This is a genomic window from Roseovarius sp. MBR-51 (assembly GCF_053628575.1).
The window spans coordinates 213,001-231,048 of sequence record NZ_JBRJGQ010000007.1 but is presented as its reverse complement, the minus strand read 5'-3'; the positions used below and the strand labels follow the sequence as shown (position 1 = coordinate 231,048).

At 62.8% G+C, this 18,048-nt stretch carries 18 protein-coding genes; 13 read left to right on the top strand and 5 right to left on the bottom strand.

Annotated elements, in window-relative coordinates; translation table 11 throughout:
• Window positions 1-117 precede the first annotated feature (117 nt).
• The 11 genes from rpmG (at window position 118) to mraY (ending at window position 11,191) form a co-directional block, all read left to right on the top strand.
• Window positions 118-285 (top strand): 50S ribosomal protein L33, encoded by a 168-nt coding sequence (gene rpmG, locus ACSSVY_RS12405; RefSeq protein ID WP_007799108.1) that lies wholly within the window; start codon window positions 118-120, stop codon window positions 283-285.
• A gap of 102 nt (window positions 286-387) precedes the next feature.
• Window positions 388-939, top strand: a complete 552-nt coding sequence (locus tag ACSSVY_RS12400) for a GNAT family N-acetyltransferase (RefSeq protein ID WP_454269857.1) — start codon at window positions 388-390, stop codon at window positions 937-939.
• A gap of 20 nt (window positions 940-959) precedes the next feature.
• Window positions 960-1,352 carry a hypothetical protein gene (locus ACSSVY_RS12395; RefSeq protein WP_454269856.1) on the top strand — a complete coding sequence of 131 codons (393 nt, stop codon included), beginning with the start codon at window positions 960-962 and terminating at the stop codon, window positions 1,350-1,352.
• A 69-nt stretch (window positions 1,353-1,421) separates the two neighbouring features.
• Window positions 1,422-2,825: a PepSY-associated TM helix domain-containing protein gene (locus ACSSVY_RS12390; protein WP_454269854.1), complete on the top strand. Its 1,404-nt coding sequence runs from the start codon at window positions 1,422-1,424 to the stop codon at window positions 2,823-2,825.
• A gap of 726 nt (window positions 2,826-3,551) precedes the next feature.
• Window positions 3,552-4,055 carry a division/cell wall cluster transcriptional repressor MraZ gene (gene mraZ / locus ACSSVY_RS12385; protein WP_454269853.1) on the top strand — a complete coding sequence of 168 codons (504 nt, stop codon included), beginning with the start codon at window positions 3,552-3,554 and terminating at the stop codon, window positions 4,053-4,055.
• Between the two features lie 3 nt (window positions 4,056-4,058).
• Entirely contained in the window at window positions 4,059-5,051 is a 993-nt protein-coding gene (gene rsmH, locus ACSSVY_RS12380; protein ID WP_454269851.1) for a 16S rRNA (cytosine(1402)-N(4))-methyltransferase RsmH, read from the top strand.
• Window positions 5,048-5,395, top strand: a complete 348-nt coding sequence (gene ftsL / locus ACSSVY_RS12375; protein WP_454269849.1) for a cell division protein FtsL — start codon at window positions 5,048-5,050, stop codon at window positions 5,393-5,395. Before rsmH ends, ftsL begins: the two co-directional genes overlap by 4 nt.
• A complete protein-coding gene (locus tag ACSSVY_RS12370; RefSeq protein WP_454269848.1) occupies window positions 5,392-7,176 on the top strand; it encodes a peptidoglycan D,D-transpeptidase FtsI family protein in 1,785 nt (594 codons plus the stop codon). The genes ftsL and ACSSVY_RS12370 overlap by 4 nt, the downstream gene beginning before the upstream one ends.
• Before the next feature lie 19 nt (window positions 7,177-7,195).
• Window positions 7,196-8,677, top strand: a complete 1,482-nt coding sequence (locus ACSSVY_RS12365; RefSeq protein ID WP_454269847.1) for a UDP-N-acetylmuramoyl-L-alanyl-D-glutamate--2,6-diaminopimelate ligase — start codon at window positions 7,196-7,198, stop codon at window positions 8,675-8,677.
• Window positions 8,674-10,104: a UDP-N-acetylmuramoyl-tripeptide--D-alanyl-D-alanine ligase gene (locus tag ACSSVY_RS12360; protein ID WP_454269845.1), complete on the top strand. Its 1,431-nt coding sequence runs from the start codon at window positions 8,674-8,676 to the stop codon at window positions 10,102-10,104. The genes ACSSVY_RS12365 and ACSSVY_RS12360 overlap by 4 nt, the downstream gene beginning before the upstream one ends.
• Window positions 10,105-10,108: 4 nt before the next feature.
• Window positions 10,109-11,191, top strand: coding sequence for a phospho-N-acetylmuramoyl-pentapeptide-transferase (mraY, locus tag ACSSVY_RS12355; protein WP_009819358.1), 1,083 nt, complete (start codon window positions 10,109-10,111; stop codon window positions 11,189-11,191).
• Window positions 11,192-11,270: 79 nt separating this feature from the next.
• On the opposite strand, the gene ACSSVY_RS12350 is transcribed toward mraY, so the two are convergent.
• Window positions 11,271-12,050 (bottom strand): IclR family transcriptional regulator, encoded by a 780-nt coding sequence (locus tag ACSSVY_RS12350; protein ID WP_454269844.1) that lies wholly within the window; start codon window positions 12,048-12,050, stop codon window positions 11,271-11,273.
• A gap of 111 nt (window positions 12,051-12,161) precedes the next feature.
• Between ACSSVY_RS12350 and ACSSVY_RS12345 the strand changes: the two genes are divergently transcribed.
• Together ACSSVY_RS12345 and ACSSVY_RS12340 are read left to right on the top strand one after the other, a co-directional pair.
• Window positions 12,162-14,288 (top strand): malate synthase G, encoded by a 2,127-nt coding sequence (locus ACSSVY_RS12345; RefSeq protein ID WP_454269843.1) that lies wholly within the window; start codon window positions 12,162-12,164, stop codon window positions 14,286-14,288.
• Between the two features lie 11 nt (window positions 14,289-14,299).
• Window positions 14,300-14,722 (top strand): GlcG/HbpS family heme-binding protein, encoded by a 423-nt coding sequence (locus ACSSVY_RS12340; RefSeq protein ID WP_296631644.1) that lies wholly within the window; start codon window positions 14,300-14,302, stop codon window positions 14,720-14,722.
• Here the strand turns inward: ACSSVY_RS12340 and ACSSVY_RS12335 are convergent.
• Genes ACSSVY_RS12335 through ACSSVY_RS12320 form a run of 4 tightly spaced genes read right to left on the bottom strand, consistent with a single transcriptional unit; the run spans window position 14,719 to window position 18,018 of the window.
• Window positions 14,719-15,168: a CoxG family protein gene (locus ACSSVY_RS12335; protein ID WP_454269842.1), complete on the bottom strand. Its 450-nt coding sequence runs from the start codon at window positions 15,166-15,168 to the stop codon at window positions 14,719-14,721. The two genes, ACSSVY_RS12340 and ACSSVY_RS12335, sit on opposite strands and share 4 nt — an antisense overlap.
• 29 nt (window positions 15,169-15,197) lie before the next feature.
• A complete protein-coding gene (locus tag ACSSVY_RS12330; protein ID WP_454269840.1) occupies window positions 15,198-15,965 on the bottom strand; it encodes an XdhC family protein in 768 nt (255 codons plus the stop codon).
• Window positions 15,962-17,143 (bottom strand): vWA domain-containing protein, encoded by a 1,182-nt coding sequence (locus ACSSVY_RS12325; RefSeq protein ID WP_454269838.1) that lies wholly within the window; start codon window positions 17,141-17,143, stop codon window positions 15,962-15,964. Before ACSSVY_RS12325 ends, ACSSVY_RS12330 begins: the two co-directional genes overlap by 4 nt.
• The gene (locus ACSSVY_RS12320) at window positions 17,140-18,018 is read right to left on the bottom strand and encodes an AAA family ATPase (protein WP_454269959.1); all 879 of its coding nucleotides are present in this window, start codon (window positions 18,016-18,018) and stop codon (window positions 17,140-17,142) included. The genes ACSSVY_RS12325 and ACSSVY_RS12320 overlap by 4 nt, the downstream gene beginning before the upstream one ends.
• Between the last annotated feature and the right edge of the window lie 30 nt (window positions 18,019-18,048).

Below are 18,048 nucleotides of genomic sequence, written 5' to 3'. Positions count from 1 at the left end.
CAAGGAAATAGCTGACTTTCACGACAATCGCGGTTGACTCGGGCGCACGCGTCGGTAAAAGGCAGGCTTCATGAGATATTCACGGGTAACCCGATTGCCCGGCGCAGGAGATAACCAATGGCGAAGCCGACGACCATCAAGATCCGTCTGAACTCGACCGCGGGCACGGGCCATTTTTACGTGACCAAGAAGAACGCACGCACCATGACCGAAAAGATGACCGTACGAAAGTACGATCCCGTGGTGCGCAAGCATGTCGAGTACAAGGAAGGCAAGATCAAGTAAGATCCCCTTTCAGACCAGACAGCCAAAGCCGCGCCAACCCGAGCGCGGCTTTTTCTTTTGGGGCGCTCCGGTAGCCGGTGATTTTACCGCAAGGTGTCTCCAATGCCCGAGTTTCTGATCCGCCCAGTCTTTCCCGCCGATCATTCCGCGATCTCAGATCTGCTCCGTGCGGCCTATGGTCTGCAGATGCAACGCGTATATCCCGAGGCATTGGTGCGCCAAGCCGTCCCCATTCTCACCCGCTCGGCACCGACGCTCCTGTTCGGCGGGCGGTACTATCTGGCTGAGGTCGGGGAGGATGTGCGGGGCATCGCGGGTTGGAGCGATATAAGCCCATTTGGTCGGACCTGCCCTCTGGGACATGCGCATCTGCGGCATCTGGCCGTTGCGCCGGATTGGCAGGGCCAGGGAATTGGCCGCGCTCTGTTGGAGCATCTCAAGGTGACAGCGGGCCGGGCAGGCGTGCATCGCCTGCACTGCCTCTGTCCTCTGAATGCCGTGCCATTCTGCATTGCAGGTGGATTTCAGTCGATGGGCGAGGTGGTTCTGGGCCTGTCTCCTGAAGTGAGCCTGCCCGCCGCGCAGATGTGCCACGAGTTGGAGCGAGGAATTGCGCTGCGACCGGAGGTAATTGAGGCTGGTGCGACTCTGTAACCTGTGTCAGGATTTCGTCCATGATGCGTGTTTCATTGAGCCTTTTTCCACGATTTATTTTGGTCTTCGCCCTCAGTGTGGCGATGGCAGCCGTGGGCTTTGCGCATCGCGTCGATGGTTCGCGTAGTATGGACCCGGACTACCTTGCCTTTGTCGCCGCGGGTGGCTCAGCGCAGGATCTCTGTGAAGACCATGTGGCGCAAGGCCATCCGTCGGGGCATTCAAAGCATCAGGCGACAAACGGTTGCGAGGCCTGTCGTCTGGTCGATGGCATGCTACTGCCGTCCGCAGAGATGCCCTATACGGCGTGGTTCGCTCCGCGCATCGTGGATTTGCGGCCCGATGGCTCTCATGGTCTGCGACTGGCAAGGTCGAATGTCTTGCCACAAAGCCGCGCTCCGCCGCGCGTCTGATTTTTCTAAACCCCTGCTCATTTCAAATTCTGCCCTCTCGTTAGAGGGCCATCTCTGATGGAGATATACATGACGTCGATTGATCCGGCCTACACCCCTGCGCAGGCGCGCCATGGGGTCAACAAGTTCTATTTTGCGGCGTGGCGCTGGCATTTTTACGCCGGTCTGTTCGTGATTCCGTTCTTCTGCATATTGGCCGTTACCGGCATGATGATGCTCTGGATTTCATGGGTTGATGGGCGTGATGGAGAACGCACGCCGGTGGTGCCGCAAGATGTGGCGCTGTCTGTATCGGTTCAGGCTGAGGGCGCGCTCAGCGCTATTCCAGGCGGCACGCTCAAACAATACGTCGCCCCGCGTCGCGATGATCTGGCCGCGATTTTCCGTGTCGATCTCGAGGGCGAGGCCAATATGGTCGTTGTCGATCCCTATACGGCGCAGGTGCTGGAGATTTTCCCGCGCCGCTCTGGCTGGTATGACTTTGCAGATGGAATTCACAGCGAGTTGATGCTCGGCGTGACCGGTGATCGCATGCTGGAAATTGCGGCCTCTCTCGGCATGGTTCTGATTGCCACGGGTCTGTATATGTGGTGGCCGCGAGAAGCAGGCTGGCGTGCCGCACTGATCCCCACATTTGGGCGTGGGCGGGCGCTCTGGCGGTCTTTGCATGGAGTTCTGGGCTTCTGGATATCCATTGTTCTGGCTTTTTTTCTTGTCTCGGGCCTCGCTTGGGCGGGCATCTGGGGCGAGAAGATGGTTCAAGCCTGGAGTCAGTTTCCCGCTGAGAAATGGGATAACGTGCCGCTCTCGGACGATATTCATGCCAGCATGAACCATGATCGCAAAGAGGTGCCTTGGGCGCTGGAGCTTACACCGATGCCGGCCTCTGGCAGTCACGCAGGGCACGAGGGGGTCGATCCCGGGACCGTCGTCAATATCGACACGCTGGATGTGCTCGCCCGCGAGATCGGCTTTGACGCGCGGTATCAGCTCAACCTGCCCAACGGCGAAACTGGCGTCTGGACGATCAACCGGGACTCGATGAATACTGACAATACCGATCCTACCAGCGACCGCACGGTGCATGTAGATCAATATACCGGCAATATCCTCGCCGATGTGCGCTTTGCGGATTATTCGCTGGCGGGCAAGGCGATGGCGGTAGGGATCGCGCTTCATATGGGCACAATGGGGCTCTGGAGTGTGCTGGCCAATACGGTGTTCTGCCTCGCGGTTCTGTTTCTGTGTGTCAGTTCCGTGGTGATGTGGTGGAAACGCCGCCCCGCCGGGGCAGGCGGACGTCTCTCGGCGCCGCCATTGCCCAAGGACATGCCGATGTGGCAGGGAGCTGTGCTGGTCGGTTTGGCGGTGTCGCTGGCCTTTCCGCTTGCGGGGGTGACGTTGATCACAGTGCTCGCACTCGACGCTCTGATCCTGTCTCGCGTGCCTGCCTTGCGGCGATTGGTGAGTTGAGCGATTACGCGCACCCCTGATCGTCGCGACTTGGCAACAGCCCCCACTCCAAGAACCCCGCCAATCAGGCGGGGTTCTGTCGTTTGTAGCCCAAAAGAGGCATTGGCATGGGAATGGATGGGATAGAGGTGCTTTATTGCGAAAAATAAGCAGTTTTCCGCGAATCACTCTGGGAATTTCGATTGTCGATGCTTGGGTTTATGAGGTTGTTCGGGGAATAGTTGTGGGGCGAGATGGCTTTTAAGAGGAAAAGTTATTAACTTATTGGGAAATTACGGGACATTCTTTAGAAGAAGTATTGGCGCATATATTGTTATTATTTGAATATTGTGCACAATATACGGTAATATACTGTGATGCTTTGCCACATGATGTTGTTTTCTGGGTATGTTAGGAACTAGATACTGTATCGAGTATCGTAAAAAATCGTTGCCATGGGAGCATTTCCCATTGTATGAAGATTACACGATGAGGACGGGATCAAAGAGGGGCGCAAAGACCCCGAAAACTCCCAAGTCAGGTTTCATACAGGCCCCCGCTTTCATCGAACAAAGAGATCCGGCGCGCGAGCGAGCAGACATCCCCCCAGGTGGCGTGCGCAGTCGGACACCCCCCGCTCAAGCGGGACGAGGGCGGCGGGTTGATCAGTGGCAGCAGATCAACCCGCCGTTTCGTGTTTCAAGGGTTCGTTTTCAAGCTGGGGCATAAGAAGGGACCAACGGGACAGTGGGCCGGATATTTAGAGGCGAGAGTCTCCACAAGGTGGATGGAAAGGGCAGGGTATCAATCCCGGCCCTGTTTCGCCGTGTGATCGAGGCCTCAGACCCGAACTGGACCGACGGCCTCAATCCCGAACTGATCATCGTTTATGGCGACCATCGGCGGCGCTACCTTGAGTGTTATACCATTGAGGCGATGCAGGAGGTCGATGACAAGATCAACGCCCTGCCGCGCGGATCTATGGAACGCAAGATGCTGCAGCGAATGTTCCACGGACAGAGCTTTCCCACATCGGTGGATGAAACCGGGCGGCTGGTGCTGCCGGCCAAGCTGCGCAAGAAGATCGAGCTTGAGGATGAGGCGTTCTTCATCGCGGCAGGCGATACGTTTCAAATCTGGAAGCCTGAAACCTACGACGCCGATGAATTGTCGAAAACCGAGAATTGGCTGGAAGACTTCCCCGAGGATTTCGATCCGCTGATCCTCTTGGATCAACCGAAAGGGGCGTAAGCCATGGCTGCTGCCGCCGCCCCAAGAAACACCGCCCCACATATCCCCGTCCTGCTGCGCCCGTTGCTTGCGGCGGTGGCGCCGGTGCGCGGCGTGTGGCTGGATGGCACGCTGGGGGCTGGGGGGTATGCGCGCGGGCTGCTTGAGGCGGGGGCGGATCAGGTGGTCGGTGTGGACCGCGACCCGCTGGCGTTGGAGATGGCGCGGGAGTGGGGAGCGGAGTATGGCGACCGGCTGCGGTTGGTGCAGGGCAATTTCGCGCAGATGGATGACTATGCCGCAGACCTAGACGGTGTTGTGCTCGATCTGGGGGTGTCTTCGATGCAGTTGGATCGGGCGGAGCGGGGATTCTCGTTTATGAGGGATGGTCCGCTTGACATGCGGATGAGTCAGGACGGGCCAACTGCGGCAGATTTGGTGAACACCACAGATGAGGCGGAACTCGCTGATATTCTTTATCTTTATGGGGAGGAGCGCGCAAGTCGGCGGATCGCGCGGGCCATTGTCAAGGCGCGTGAAGTCACCCCGATCGAGTCGACGCTGCAACTGACGGGCATTGTCGAGCGCTGTTTGCCGCGTTCCAAGCCGGGGCAGGCGCATCCGGCTACCCGTAGTTTTCAGGCGATACGGATTGCCGTGAATGACGAATATGGATCGCTTATCGAGGGGTTAGAGGCGGCGGAGCGGGCGTTGAGGCCCGGTGGGCAGTTGGCGGTGGTGACGTTTCACTCCATCGAGGATAGAATGGTCAAGAGATTCATGCAGTTACGCTCTGGCGGGGGTGGCACCGGCAGCCGTCACGCGCCTGAAATGGCGCGTGAAGAGCCGCAATTTTCCCTCAAATCGCGCAAGGCGATCGGGCCGGATGACGACGAACTGGCCGCCAATCCGCGCGCCCGGTCGGCCCGACTGCGCGTGGCGGTTCGTACGGACGTGCGGGCAGGGCGTACGGAACGGTCACAGCTTGGGATGCCCATGTTGAAAGGAGAGCGATGATGCGCAGTCTGATTTGTGTTTTGACCGCGCTCACGGTCATCGGTTTGGCGTTCTGGGCGTATCGCGAGAATTACCGGACCCAAGAGGCGCAGGCGCAGGCGCAGGCGTTGCAGCGCGGCATCGGCGAGGCGCGCGCGCGGCTTCGGGTGCTGAATGCCGAATGGGCCTATCTCAACCGGCCAGACCGGTTGATGGATCTGGTGGAGTTGAACTACGACAAGCTGGGTCTTTTGCCGCTGCAACCCTATCAGTTCGGTCGGGTGGATCAGGTGGCCTTTCCCAAGCCGGTCGAATTGCCGATCACCAATCCTGTTGATGTCTCGAACATGGAGCAGTTCCCATGATCCGCACCCCCCTGCGCCCGTTGGCGCGTATTCTAGAGGCCCGCAATCGTGGCGAGAATCCCGACGCCATCGAGCGCGAGAATATCCGCCTGCGGCATGAGGAGATGCGCGACCGGGCGCGACGTCGTGCCGAGGGGCGGCTTTTGGTTCTGTCTGCCGTGTTCTTTGCGGCCTTTGCCGTTGTGGGCGGACGGATGGCGGTATTGGCGGGAACCGAGCCTGCGGAACCGGCGACCAGCGTTGCCGGATCGCAGATCTTCGCACAGCGCGCGGATATAGTGGACCGCGAGGGGCGCATCCTTGCCACCAATTTCGACACGCATAGCCTCTATGCGCAGCCGCAAATGATGGTTGATCCGGGCCATGCCGCTGACCGGCTGGTCGAGATTTTTCCCGATCTGGAGCGGGAAAGGCTGATCAAGGATTTCACGGGGCCGCGTAAATTCCTGTGGATCAAGAGGAAGCTGAGCCCCGAGCAAAAGCAGGCGGTGCATGATATCGGTGAGCCAGGTCTGTTGTTTGGCCCACGCGAAATGCGGCTCTATCCCAATGGGCGGCTGGCGGCACATGTGTTGGGCGGCACCAGTTTTGGCCGTGAGGGGGTGCATGCCGCCGAATTGGTTGGAGTCGCCGGTGTCGAGCGGCATCAGGACGCGCGGCTGCGCGATCCGGCGCAGGCGCATGAACCGCTTGTTCTGTCGCTCGATCTGAGTGTGCAGGCGGCGATGGAGCGGGTGCTCTATGGTGGCATGAAGATCATGAACGCCAAAGGCGCGGCGGGTATCCTGATGGATGCAAAGAGCGGCGAAGTGGTGGCGGTGGCCTCGCTTCCGGATTTTGATCCCAATGATCGTCCCGCACTGCCGACATCGGGCAGTCCCAGTGACAGCCCGCTTTTCAATCGGGCGGTGCAGGGGGTTTATGAGCTGGGCAGCACGTTCAAGGTGTTTCCGATTGCGCAGGCGATGGAGCTGAAACTTGTCACGCCGGACACGATCGTCAACACCAAGAGCCCGATGCAATGGGGCAAGTTCCGTATCCGGGATTTCAAGAATTACGGGCCGGAATTGAGCGTCACCAAGGTGATCGTCAAATCTTCGAACGTGGGCACCGCGCGCATCGCGCTGGAAATCGGGGCCAAGCGGCAGCGCGAATTCCTCGATCAGCTTGGCTTTATCGACCCTGTGCAGTTGGAGATTGCCGAAGCCTCGGGGAGCACGCCGCTCTTGCCGAAGAACTGGTCAGACTTGTCGACCATGACGATCTCTTACGGGCATGGTCTGTCGGTCAGTCCGATGCATCTGGCGGCGGGCTATGCAACGATTGCCAATGGCGGGCGTCGGGTGACGCCGACGCTTTTGCGCGATCCGACCCGCGCGCCGGGCGAGCGGGTGATGTCCGAAGAGACATCGGCCGCCATGCGCAAGATGCTGCGGCAGGTCGTGTCCGAGGGCACGGCAAGCCTTGGCGAAGTGCCCGGCTATGCGGTGGGGGGCAAGACCGGCACTGCCGACAAGCCCAAGGAACGCGGGGGCGGATATTACAAGGACAAGGTCATCTCTACCTTTGCCAGCATGTTTCCGGCGCATGACCCGAAATATGTGCTGGTGGTCACGCTGGATGAGCCGGTCGAGACCTCTGGGGATGAGCCCCGCCGCACCGCGGGGTGGACCGCCGTGCCGGTGGCCGCGGAAATCATACGTCGCGTAGCCCCTTTGCTTGGGCTGCGACCCGAGATTGAACCCAGCCCGCTTGCTGCTATAAGCCTGACATCGAATTAAGCCGGAACGGGGCAGTGCGGTGGGGCAAATCAGAACATTGGCGGCGTTGGGATTAACAGCCCAAGCCGGACGGCAGGCTGACATCACAGGCTTGGCGGTGGACAGCCGTGAGGTAAAGCCCGGCTATCTCTTTGCCGCTTTGCCGGGGACCAAGGTGCATGGCGCCGAGTTCATTCAATATGCGTTGCGGCAAGGGGCGGGTGCGATCCTGACCGATGCCATCGGCGCGCGGTTGGCGCAGGACTTTCTCAGCCTGAGCGATGCGGCGCTCGTGGTGGCCGAAGACCCGCGTCAAACGCTGGCCTTTGCCGCTGCCCTTTGGTTCGGCGCTCAGCCCGAGACGATGATTGCCGTAACCGGCACCAATGGAAAGACATCCGTCGCCACCTTTACCCGGCAGATCTGGGAGCGGCTGGGTTTTGATGCGGTCAATCTGGGCACGACGGGGGTCGAGGGTGCCTATAGCGCGCCCCTTGGCCATACCACGCCCGAACCGATCACCCTGCACCGTATGCTGGCGAAATGCGAGTTGGCGGGTGTAACCCATGCCGCGATGGAAGCGTCGTCGCATGGATTGGCGCAGAGGCGTTTGGACGGTGTGCATCTGGTGGCGGCAGGATTCACCAATTTCACGCAAGATCACTTGGATTATCACGCCAGCTTTGACGAGTATTTCGCAGCCAAGGCGGGATTGTTTTCCCGCGTTTTGCCCGAGGATGGGGTTGCGGTGATCAATATCGACGATTCCCGAGGGGCCGAGATGGCGGCGATTGCCACCGAACGGGGGCAGGATCTTATCACCGTCGGGCGCGAGGTCGGGGCCGATCTGCGTCTGAAGGCGCAGCGGTTCGATGCCACGGGGCAGGCGTTGCGGTTTGAGTGGGAAGATGAGGTGCATCAGCTTCGCCTTGATCTGATTGGCGGGTTTCAGGCGGAGAATGTCCTCTTGGCCGCCGGGCTGGCGATCGGGGCCGGGGCCGATGCCGAGCGCGTGTTCGAAACTCTGCCGGGAATGAAGACGGTGCGCGGTCGCATGCAACTGGCTGCAACGCGGGACACTGGTGCGACCGTGTTCGTGGATTATGCGCACACGCCGGATGCCGTGGCCACCGCGATCAAGGCGCTGCGTCCGCATGTCATGGGGCGGCTGATTGCGATCGTGGGCGCGGGGGGCGACCGGGACCGCGCCAAGCGGCCCTTGATGGGGCAGGCGGCGGGCACCTATGCCGATCTGGTGATCGTGACCGATGACAACCCCCGCTCCGAAGACCCGGCGAGTATCCGGGCGGCGGTGATGCAGGGCTGTCCGGGGGCGTCCGAAGTGGGCGACCGGGCCGAGGCGATCCTGCGCGGGGTGGATGCGCTGGGGCCGGGGGATGCGCTCTTGATCTGTGGCAAGGGGCATGAGACCGGGCAGGTCGTGGGCGAGGATGTATTGCCCTTTGACGATGCGGAGCAGGCGAGTTTGGCGGTGACGGTATTGGACGGGGGGCGGATATGAGCCTCTGGTCGGCGCAGGAGGCCGCTGCGGCCACAGGTGGGCGGGTGACGGGCGACTGGCAGGTGTCGGGCGTGTCGATCGACACGCGCACGCTCAGGCCCGGTGATCTCTTCGTGGCGCTGAGTGCGGCGCGCGACGGGCATGAGTTTGTTGCGCAAGCGCTGGCCAAGGGGGCGGCGGCGGCATTGGTGAGCCACGTGCCCGAAGGGGTTGGTGCGGATGCACCGCTCCTGGTCGTGGAGGATGTGCAGGCGGGGCTGGAGGCATTGGGCCGCGCGGGTCGGGCGCGCAGCCGGGCGAAGGTGGTGGCTGTGACCGGATCGGTCGGCAAGACCTCGACCAAGGAGATGTTGCGCGATGTACTGAGCCATCAGGGCCGCACCCATGCGGCGGAGGCCAGTTACAACAATCATTGGGGGGTGCCGCTCACGCTGGCGCGGATGCCGGTCGATACGCAGTTTGCCGTGATCGAGATCGGCATGAACCACCCGGGCGAAATCGCGCCTCTGGCGCGGATGGCGCGGCCGCATGTGGCGGTCATCACCACGGTGGCGGCGGCGCATCTGGAGGCGTTCGAGGATATCGAAGGCATCGCGCGCGAAAAGGCCAGCATCTTTGAGGGGCTGGAGCCGGGGGGCGTCGCGGTGATCAATGCCGATATCGCAACGGCGCCGATCCTGCGGGCCGAGGCCATGCGCCATGCTGCGCGGACCCTCAGCTTTGGCACCGCTCGGGGCGCGCATCATCGCCTGCTCAACGTTGAACTGCATGACCGTGTCACCGTGGGCCACGCCCGCGCCTGGCGCTCGCCGCTGGTCTACAAGGTTGGTGTGCCGGGGCGGCATTTCGCGATGAACGCGTTGGCCGTGCTGGCGGTGGTGCAGGTACTTGGCTGTGACCGGGCCGTGGCGATGGCCGATCTGGCAGGATGGGCCCCGCCTGCCGGGCGCGGCACCCGCGAGGAGCTTGTGCTTGATCTGGCCAGCGACGGGATGAGCATTGATCTGATCGACGACGCATTCAACGCCAATCCGACCTCGATGGCCGCAGCACTCGAGGTTCTGGCGGCGGCGCAGCCGCGCGATGGTGTGGGACGCGTGGCCCGTGGACGGCGCATTGCAATTCTGGGTGATATGTTGGAATTGGGCGCGGATGAAGTCGCGATGCACGCCGGATTGGCCGATTTGCCATCTATGGCGCAGATCGACGAAATCCATTGTGTGGGGCCGCGCATGCGCGCGCTCTGGGAAGTGTTGGCCGAGGACCGGCAGGGCCGGTGGGCCGCGACCGCCGAGGATCTCGCGGCGCAGGCGCACCGACTGATTGATGCGGGTGATGTGGTGTTGGTAAAGGGCTCCAAGGGGAGCCGGGTGAGCCTTGTGGTCGAGGCGCTGCGGCGCGCGGGCCGGGTGGCAGAGGAAGGATAGCGAAATGCTCTATTGGCTGACCATCTGGTCGGATGGCGGGGATTTCTTCAATCTCTTCCGCTACATCACGTTCCGTGCGGGCGGAGCCTTTATGACGGCGCTGATCTTTGGTTTCCTGTTCGGGCCACCCCTGATCCTTGTGCTGCGCAAGCGGCAGGGCAAAGGGCAACCCATTCGCAGCGACGGGCCGGAAGGGCATTTTTCCAAGGCGGGCACGCCCACTATGGGGGGGCTCTTGATCGTGGGCGCGCTCTTGACCTCGACCTTGCTCTGGGCGCGGTTGGACAATCCCTATGTCTGGCTGGTGCTGTTCGTCACGGTGGCCTTTGGCCTGATCGGATTTGCCGATGATTACGCCAAGGTGAGCAAGCAGAACGTCAAGGGCGTTTCGAGCAAGGCGCGGTTGGGGTTGGGCTTTGTGATCGCCTTTATCGCGGCCTACTGGGCCGGGCTGCATCATCCTACGGAATTGCAGTATCAATTGGCGCTGCCGGTCTTCAAGGATGTGCTGGTCAACATGGGGTTCTTGTTCATCCCCTTTGCGATGTTCGTGATCGTGGGGGCGGCCAATGCGGTCAATCTCACCGATGGTCTGGACGGTCTGGCGATCATGCCGGTGATGATCGCCTCGGCCGCCTTGGGCGTGATTGCCTATACCGTGGGCCGGGTTGATTTCACCGATTATCTGGGGCTGCATTATGTGCCGGGCACAGGGGAAATCCTGATCTTTGTCGCCGGTCTGGTGGGCGGCGGTCTGGGGTTCCTGTGGTATAATGCGCCGCCTGCGGCGGTGTTTATGGGCGATACCGGATCATTGGCGCTGGGTGGGGCATTGGGTGCGATTGCGGTGGCCACCAAGCATGAGCTTGTGTTGGGCATCGTCGGCGGCCTCTTTGTGGTCGAGGCGCTGTCGGTCATCATTCAGGTGCTCTATTTCAAACGCACCGGCAAGCGGGTGTTCCTGATGGCGCCGATCCATCACCATTACGAGAAAAAGGGCTGGGCCGAGCCGCAGATCGTGATCCGCTTCTGGATCATCGCGCTCATTCTGGCGATGGTCGGATTGGCGACGCTGAAGCTGCGGTGAGAAGAGGGCGCGGCGGTGCCTGCGGCACCTTGATTCCGCTCTTTGGCGCTTGGGGCGAAGTCAGCAACAGCCCCCCGTCTCAAACCGGCTCCTGTCCGCCGATCTTGAGCGTTAGATCTGCTGCGGCGTCGGCGACTTGACGTCCGATCGCGCTGAGGCGGGCGTCCGGCAGGCGGGCGGCAAGGCCCGAGACCGAGATGGCACAGACCGCCTCGGCCTGAGGCGACCAGACCACGGCGGCAAGGCAGCGCAGGCCGGTTACGTGTTCTTCGTCATCGAGCGCATAGCCTTGGGCGCGGATACGCCTGATATCGACCATCGCGGTGCTCAGGCTGCGGTGCGAGCGCTTGGTCATCGGGTGAAAGCCGGTCCGCGCCACGAAATCCGCAATATCGGCGTTGGGCCAGGTCGCGAGAATCGCCTTGCCCATGCCGGAGCAAAAGGCGGGCACGCGCCCGCCCGGTGGCGAGATGGCGCGCATGATTTCACGGCTTTCGACCTGTGAGAGGGTGACAAGCTCATCCTGATCGAGAATCCCGAGATTGGCGGTCTCGCGCGTGGCATCGCGCAAGCGGCGCAGGAGCGGCAAGGCCGGGGCCACGAAATTTTGCCGCCGGGAAAACGCTGCCCCCACCGAAAAGGCACCACGCCCCACATGCCAGAGCGCGCGGTCGGAATCGAACTGGGTAAAGTGTTGCAATTCCAACGTGGTGAGGAGGCGGTGCGTGGTCGAGATCGCCAAATCCGCCTGACGGGCAAGGTCCGAGACGCGCATACCCTCGTCCTGCTGGCTGAGCAACTGGAGCAGGCGCAGCGCGCGGGCGACGGACTGGACGCCTTGGGATTGAGGGTCGGACATTTTCGGTATACCTTTCCATACAATGGAAAACATTTTTCCCGTTCTTACAAGTACAGTGCCGCTGAAGTAGCTGCAAATCCAATGAATTTCCTGATTATCGGAGGGACGACCATGACCACATATGTTGAGCGCCACGGCCTGAGCGTGGCGGCACCGCTGGCGCGTCTGATCGAGGACGAGGTGCTGTTGGGGCTGAGTGCTGACGCATTCTGGTCGGGATATGCCACGCTCCTGCGGGATCTGGCCCCGAAGAACGCGGCGCTTTTGGCCAAGCGCCGTGAATTGCAGGTGCAGATTGACGGCTGGCACCGGGCGCGGCGCGGGCAGCAGTTTGACGGGGCGGCGTACCGAGAATTCCTGACCGAGATCGGCTATCTGGTGCCGGAGCCGGAGGCGTTCGAGCTGGGCACGGAGAATGTCGATGCCGAGATTGCGCAGGTGGCGGGGCCGCAATTGGTGGTGCCGGTGATGAATGCGCGCTTTGCGCTTAATGCCGCGAATGCGCGGTGGGGCAGTCTCTATGATGCGCTCTATGGCACGGATGCGATTTCGGGGCGTGCAGCGGGTCCGGGCTATGACGCGGCGCGCGGCCGCCAGGTGATTGCATGGGCGCGGGCGCATCTGGACAAGGTGGTGCCCTTGGCCGCCGGGTCCTGGGCCGATGTCGAGACCTTGGAGGTGGACGGCGGGTTGCGTGTCATCGTGGCCGGGCAAATCACCGGGCTGGCGGATGCGGCGCAGTTTGCGGGCCATACGGCGGGCGGCAGTGTGATGCTGCGCGTCAACGGGTTGATGATCGAGATCGTGATTGATCCTGCGTCGGCGATTGGTCGCGATGATCCGGCGGGCATTGCCGATGTGCGGATCGAGAGCGCGCTGACCGCTATACAGGATTGCGAGGATTCGGTCGCGGCGGTGGATGCCGACGACAAATGCGTGGTCTATGGCAATTGGTTGGGCTTGATGCGCGGCGATCTGGAAGAGCGCTTCGAGAAGGGTGGCCGGCTCTTGACCCGGCGGCTGAATCCGGATGTGAGCTATGTCGATCCGCAGGGCAATGAGGTGCTGCATCCCGGTCGCGCGCTGATGCTGGTGCGCAATGTGGGGCTCTTGATGACCACCGATGCGGTGCTGCTGGAGGGCAAGGAAACGCCCGAGGTGATGCTGGATGCCGCCGTCACGGTCGCGGCGGCGATGCATGATCTGGCGCGTGGCGCGGCGGGCAATTCGCGGGCGGGATCGGTCTATATCGTCATTCCCAAGCTGCATGGGCCGGAGGAATGCGCCTTTGTCGATACGCTCTATGGGCAGGTCGAGGAGATGCTGGGGCTGCCCCGCAATACTGTCAAGCTGGGCGTGATGGATGAAGAGCGGCGCACCTCGGCGAACCTCATGGCCTGTATCAAGGCGGTCAAGGATCGCTGCGTGTTCATCAACACCGGGTTTCTTGATCGGACCGGGGATGAAATTCACACCTCGATGCAGGCGGGGCCGGTCATTCCCAAGGGCGAGATGCAAAAGGCGATCTGGCTTGCGGCCTATGAGGCCGGGAATGTCGATGCGGGCCTTGCGGCGGGCATGACGGGGCGGGGTCAGATCGGCAAGGGCATGTGGGCCAGACCCGATGACATGGCCGATATGCTGGAGGTCAAGATCGCCCATCCCAAGGCCGGGGCCAATACCGCCTGGGTGCCGTCGCCCACGGCGGCGACGCTGCATGCCACGCATTACCATCAGGTCAATGTGGCCGGGCTGCAAGAGGCGCTGAAGGGGCGGGACCGTGCATCGCGCGCCGATCTCTTGACGCCGCCGCTGATGGTGGGGCGGAACCTCTCGGGCGAGGAAGTACGGCGCGAGTTGGACAATTCCTGTCAGTCGATCTTGGGCTATGTGGTGCGCTGGGTCGATCAGGGCATCGGCTGTTCCAAGGTGCCGGACATCAATGATGTGGCGCTGATGGAAGATCGGGCGACGCTGCGCATTTCCTCGCAATATCTGGCCAACTGGCTGATCCATGGCATATGCTCGGCCGAAGAGATCGACGCGTCACTGCGGCGGATGGCCCCTAAGGTGGATGCGCAGAACGCGCAGGATCCGGCCTACCGCCCGATGGCCCCTGATTTCGACGGGGCGGCGTTCAAGGCGGCGCGGGATCTGATTTTTGAGGGGGCCAAGCAGCCCTCGGGCTATACCGAGCCGCTGCTGCATGCGGCGCGGCGTGGGGTCAAGGCGGCATAAGGGGCAAGGCCATGATGACAGTGAAACGGCTCGATCTGGCGGATGCCGGGGTATTGCTGGCAGGCGCGCGCGCCAAGGCCGCCGAGATGGGCGTGCCGATGTGCATCGCCATCACCGACGAGGGCGGCAATCTGGTGGCGTTCGAGCGGATGGATGGCGGCAAGGTCACGTCGATCACCATCGCCATCGACAAGGCGTTCACCGCCGCCGGGGCCAAGAAGGCGACGCATGAATATGGCGAGGTGAGCCAACCGGGCAAGCCGGTTTACGGCATCGCCTCGGCCATTGGCGGGCGGCTGATGGTGGTGGGCGGTGGCCTGCCAGTTCTGGTGGATGGCGAGGTTGTCGGCGGCATCGGCGTGAGTTCGGGCACGCCGATGCAGGATCGCGAGGTCGCAGAGGCCGGGATCGCCGCGTTTCTGGAGAAGCTCTAAACCTCTGCCGGGGCGACCACCTCCTGAAAATTGGCAAAGAACTGCGCGGCGAGCTTCTTTGCCGTGCTCTGGATGAGGCGGCTGCCCAATTGTGCGAGCTTGCCGCCGATGTCGGCGCGAGCGGTGTAGCGCAGGGTGGTGACGCCCTCCTCTTCGGTCAGGGTCACATCCGCGCCGCCCTTGGCATGGCCTGCAGCCCCGCCATTGCCCTGACCCGTCAGTGAAAAGGCATCCGGCGCGCCGGAGGTGTCGAGCGTGACCGTGCCGGTAAAGCGCGCCTTGACCGGGCCTATCTTGAGCACGACGCGCGCCTCTAATTCGGTATCGGAATGTTTGATCAGTTCCTCGCAGCCCGGAATGCTCTGGCGCAGGATTTCGGGATCGTTGAGCGCGGCATAGACGCGGGACTTGGGCGCATTGAGGGTGATTTCATCGGCGAGGTCCATTTGGGGCTCCTTGATAAATAGGGGAAATCTCAGGTCTGGCGCTGGCCTTGGCGGCGGTGCTGGACGATCTGCGCGAGGATCGAGAGCGCGATTTCCTCGGGCGTGACAGCATTGATCGCAAGGCCTGCTGGTGAATGGACGCGCGCGAGCGCCTCAGGGGTGGCGTCTAGACGCGCGGCAAGGGTGGCAAATTTGCGGCGGCTGGCGACAAAACCGATATAGTCGGCCTCAGAGGCCAGTGCCGTGCGCAGGGCGTCGAGATCGCCCACCCCTTGCGTGGCGATGACCACCATGCGGGCATGGTTGGCGGCGGGTAGCGGGCCAGACTCAGGCATGGCATCGGGCGTGGTGACGTCAAAGCCGAAGGGCTGCGCAAGGGTGGCAAGCGCCAAGGCTACGGGCGAGGCACCAAGGATCACGAGTTCGGGACGGGGCAGGACAGGTTCCACGAAAATCTCCATCGCGCCCTTGCTGGGACAGCCGTTGCGGGCGATGTCGCGGCCTTCGTGGCGTTGACCGGGGCTGAGGCCCTGCGCGGCCAGGTCCTCTTCGGGTTGGATGGAAATCAGGCGCGGTGCGCCCTCGGCGATGGCGCTCTGGGCGGCGCGGGACACCGCGCCCCGCACGCAACCGCCGCCGATCCAGCCCTCGGTGATGGTGCCATCCGCGAGGATCAACGCCCGCGCGCCGGGTTTGGCGGCGGTGGCCCCGACGGTGCGGATCACCGTGGCGATGGCATAGGGGGTGCGGGCAGAGGCAAGGCGACGGGTGGCGCTCTCGTGCGCGTCGGGGATCATGTCAGGCGCTCCAGTTGCGGGGCAAGGGACGCCAGATCATTGAGCGTCGTGGCTGCTGCGAAGAGGTCGAGATGGGGTAGGGCGGCGGCCATGGCGGCGGTCACGGGCGCGTAATCCTTCCAACCTTTCAAGGGGTTGAGCCAGATGATGCGGCCCCCCCGTTTGCGCAGGCGGGTGAGTGCATCGGTCAAGGCTTCGGGCGGATCGGTGTCATATCCATCCGAGAGAATCACCACCACCGAGCGGGAATTGACGCAATGCCGCGCGGGGCCACGGGCGAATTGCGCGAGTGATGCGCCAATCTTGGACCCGCCGCCAAAGCCATCCGCGAGGAGCGACAGGCGATTGAGGGCGCGGAGCGGATCAGGGTCGCGCAGCGCGTCCGAGATGTGGACAGGGCGGGTGTGAAAGAGCCACGCATCGGTCGCGTCATCAGCACGGATAAGCCCGGTGAGAAAGGCAAGGAACACCCGCGCGTAGATCGTCATCGAGCCGGAGACATCGCAGAGGGCGACGATCCGCATTTGCCGATCGGGGCGTTTCTTGCGCGGCAGCGTCAGCGGCTCGCCCCCGGTCGAGAGGCTGGCGCGGATGAGGCGGCGGAAGTGCAGTTGATCGCCCCGGCGGGCTGCGCGGCGGCGGCGCGAGCGGCGGTAGGCGAGGGCGTGCGCGAGGCGGCGGGCGATGGATTCAGCCGCTGCAATGTCCTGCGGGCTGACCAGTTTGCGCATGTCGTGGTGCATCAGGCTCGCGGTGCGGCTGGCGATGAGCGTGCCGGTGCCGTCGCCATGGGATGCGCCTGCGTCCTCGTCGGGGGCATGAATCTGGCCGCGCGCGGTGCTGTTTTCGCCGTTTGCATCGCGGCTGTTGCGGCTGTGCGCGTTGCCGCTTCGGTCGCTGGGGGAGAATTTCTCGCGCACGCGGCCCGCGTTCAGCCAATAGCTGTCAAAAAGCGCGTCGAACTGGGCCACGTCATCGGCGGTGCTGGCGCAGACCGATTTGAGCGCGCGGCGTGTTTCGTCGGGACTGGCCGCGTTGATATGTGTGAGGGCCCGAAGGGCTGTTTCCGTCTCGCCCACGCCCAAACGCAAGCCGTTGTCGCGCAGATGCGAGATAAAGCCCGCCACGCGCGCGGATGGCCCCGGATCACGGGCGGCAAAGCGGGTGACGCGGCTCATGCGGCCTGCCCTGCGAGGCGCTGCGCCACTTCGGTGGTGATATTGGCGCGGTCGGTTTGGGTCTTGAGCAGGGTTGCAAGGGCGGCTTGCAGGATCACCGGATCATGGGTCAGATCGTTGATGCCGAGGCCAGCAAGGGCAGCGGCGAAATCGAGCGTCTCGGCAATGCCGGGGGTTTTCTCCAGATCCTCGCGGCGGATTGCCTGCACGAAGCTGACGATCTGGCGGGTAAGGTGCTGGTCGATCTGGGGGCAGCGACTTTGCAATATCGCAAGCTCTGCGGCGCGGTCCGGGTAATCGACATGGGCATAAATGCAACGCCTGCGCAGCGCGTCCGAGAGGTCGCGGGTGCCATTGGCGGTGAGGATCACCATGGGGCGCGCGGTGGCGGTGATGGTGCCCATCTCGGGGATGGTGATCTGGAACTCTGACAGAATTTCAAGCAGATAGGCCTCGAATTCCTCGTCGGCGCGGTCGATCTCGTCGATCAGCAGGACTGGCGGCTCTGCCTGCCTTATCGCCTGCAACAGGGGTCGTTCCAGCAGATATTCATCCGAGAAGATCCGCGCCTCGACGCCCGCTCCCGTCTCGCCGCCTTCGGCTGCGGCGCGGATGGCGAGCAGTTGGCGGGGGTAGTTCCATTCGTAGATAGCTTGGGCCGCGTCGAGCCCCTCGTAGCATTGCAGCCGGATCAGACGCGCCCCCTTCAACGCCGCGAGAACCCGCGCCACTTCGGTCTTGCCCACGCCCGCCGCCCCTTCGAGCAGGAGAGGCCGCCCCAGCGACAGCGCGATATGCAAGGCCATGACCAGATCATCGCCCGCAATGTAGCCATGCTCCGCCATGCCCTGTTGCAGATCGCGCCAGTCCGCCATGCTGTCCCGCTCTTTCATTGTTCCTGAAAT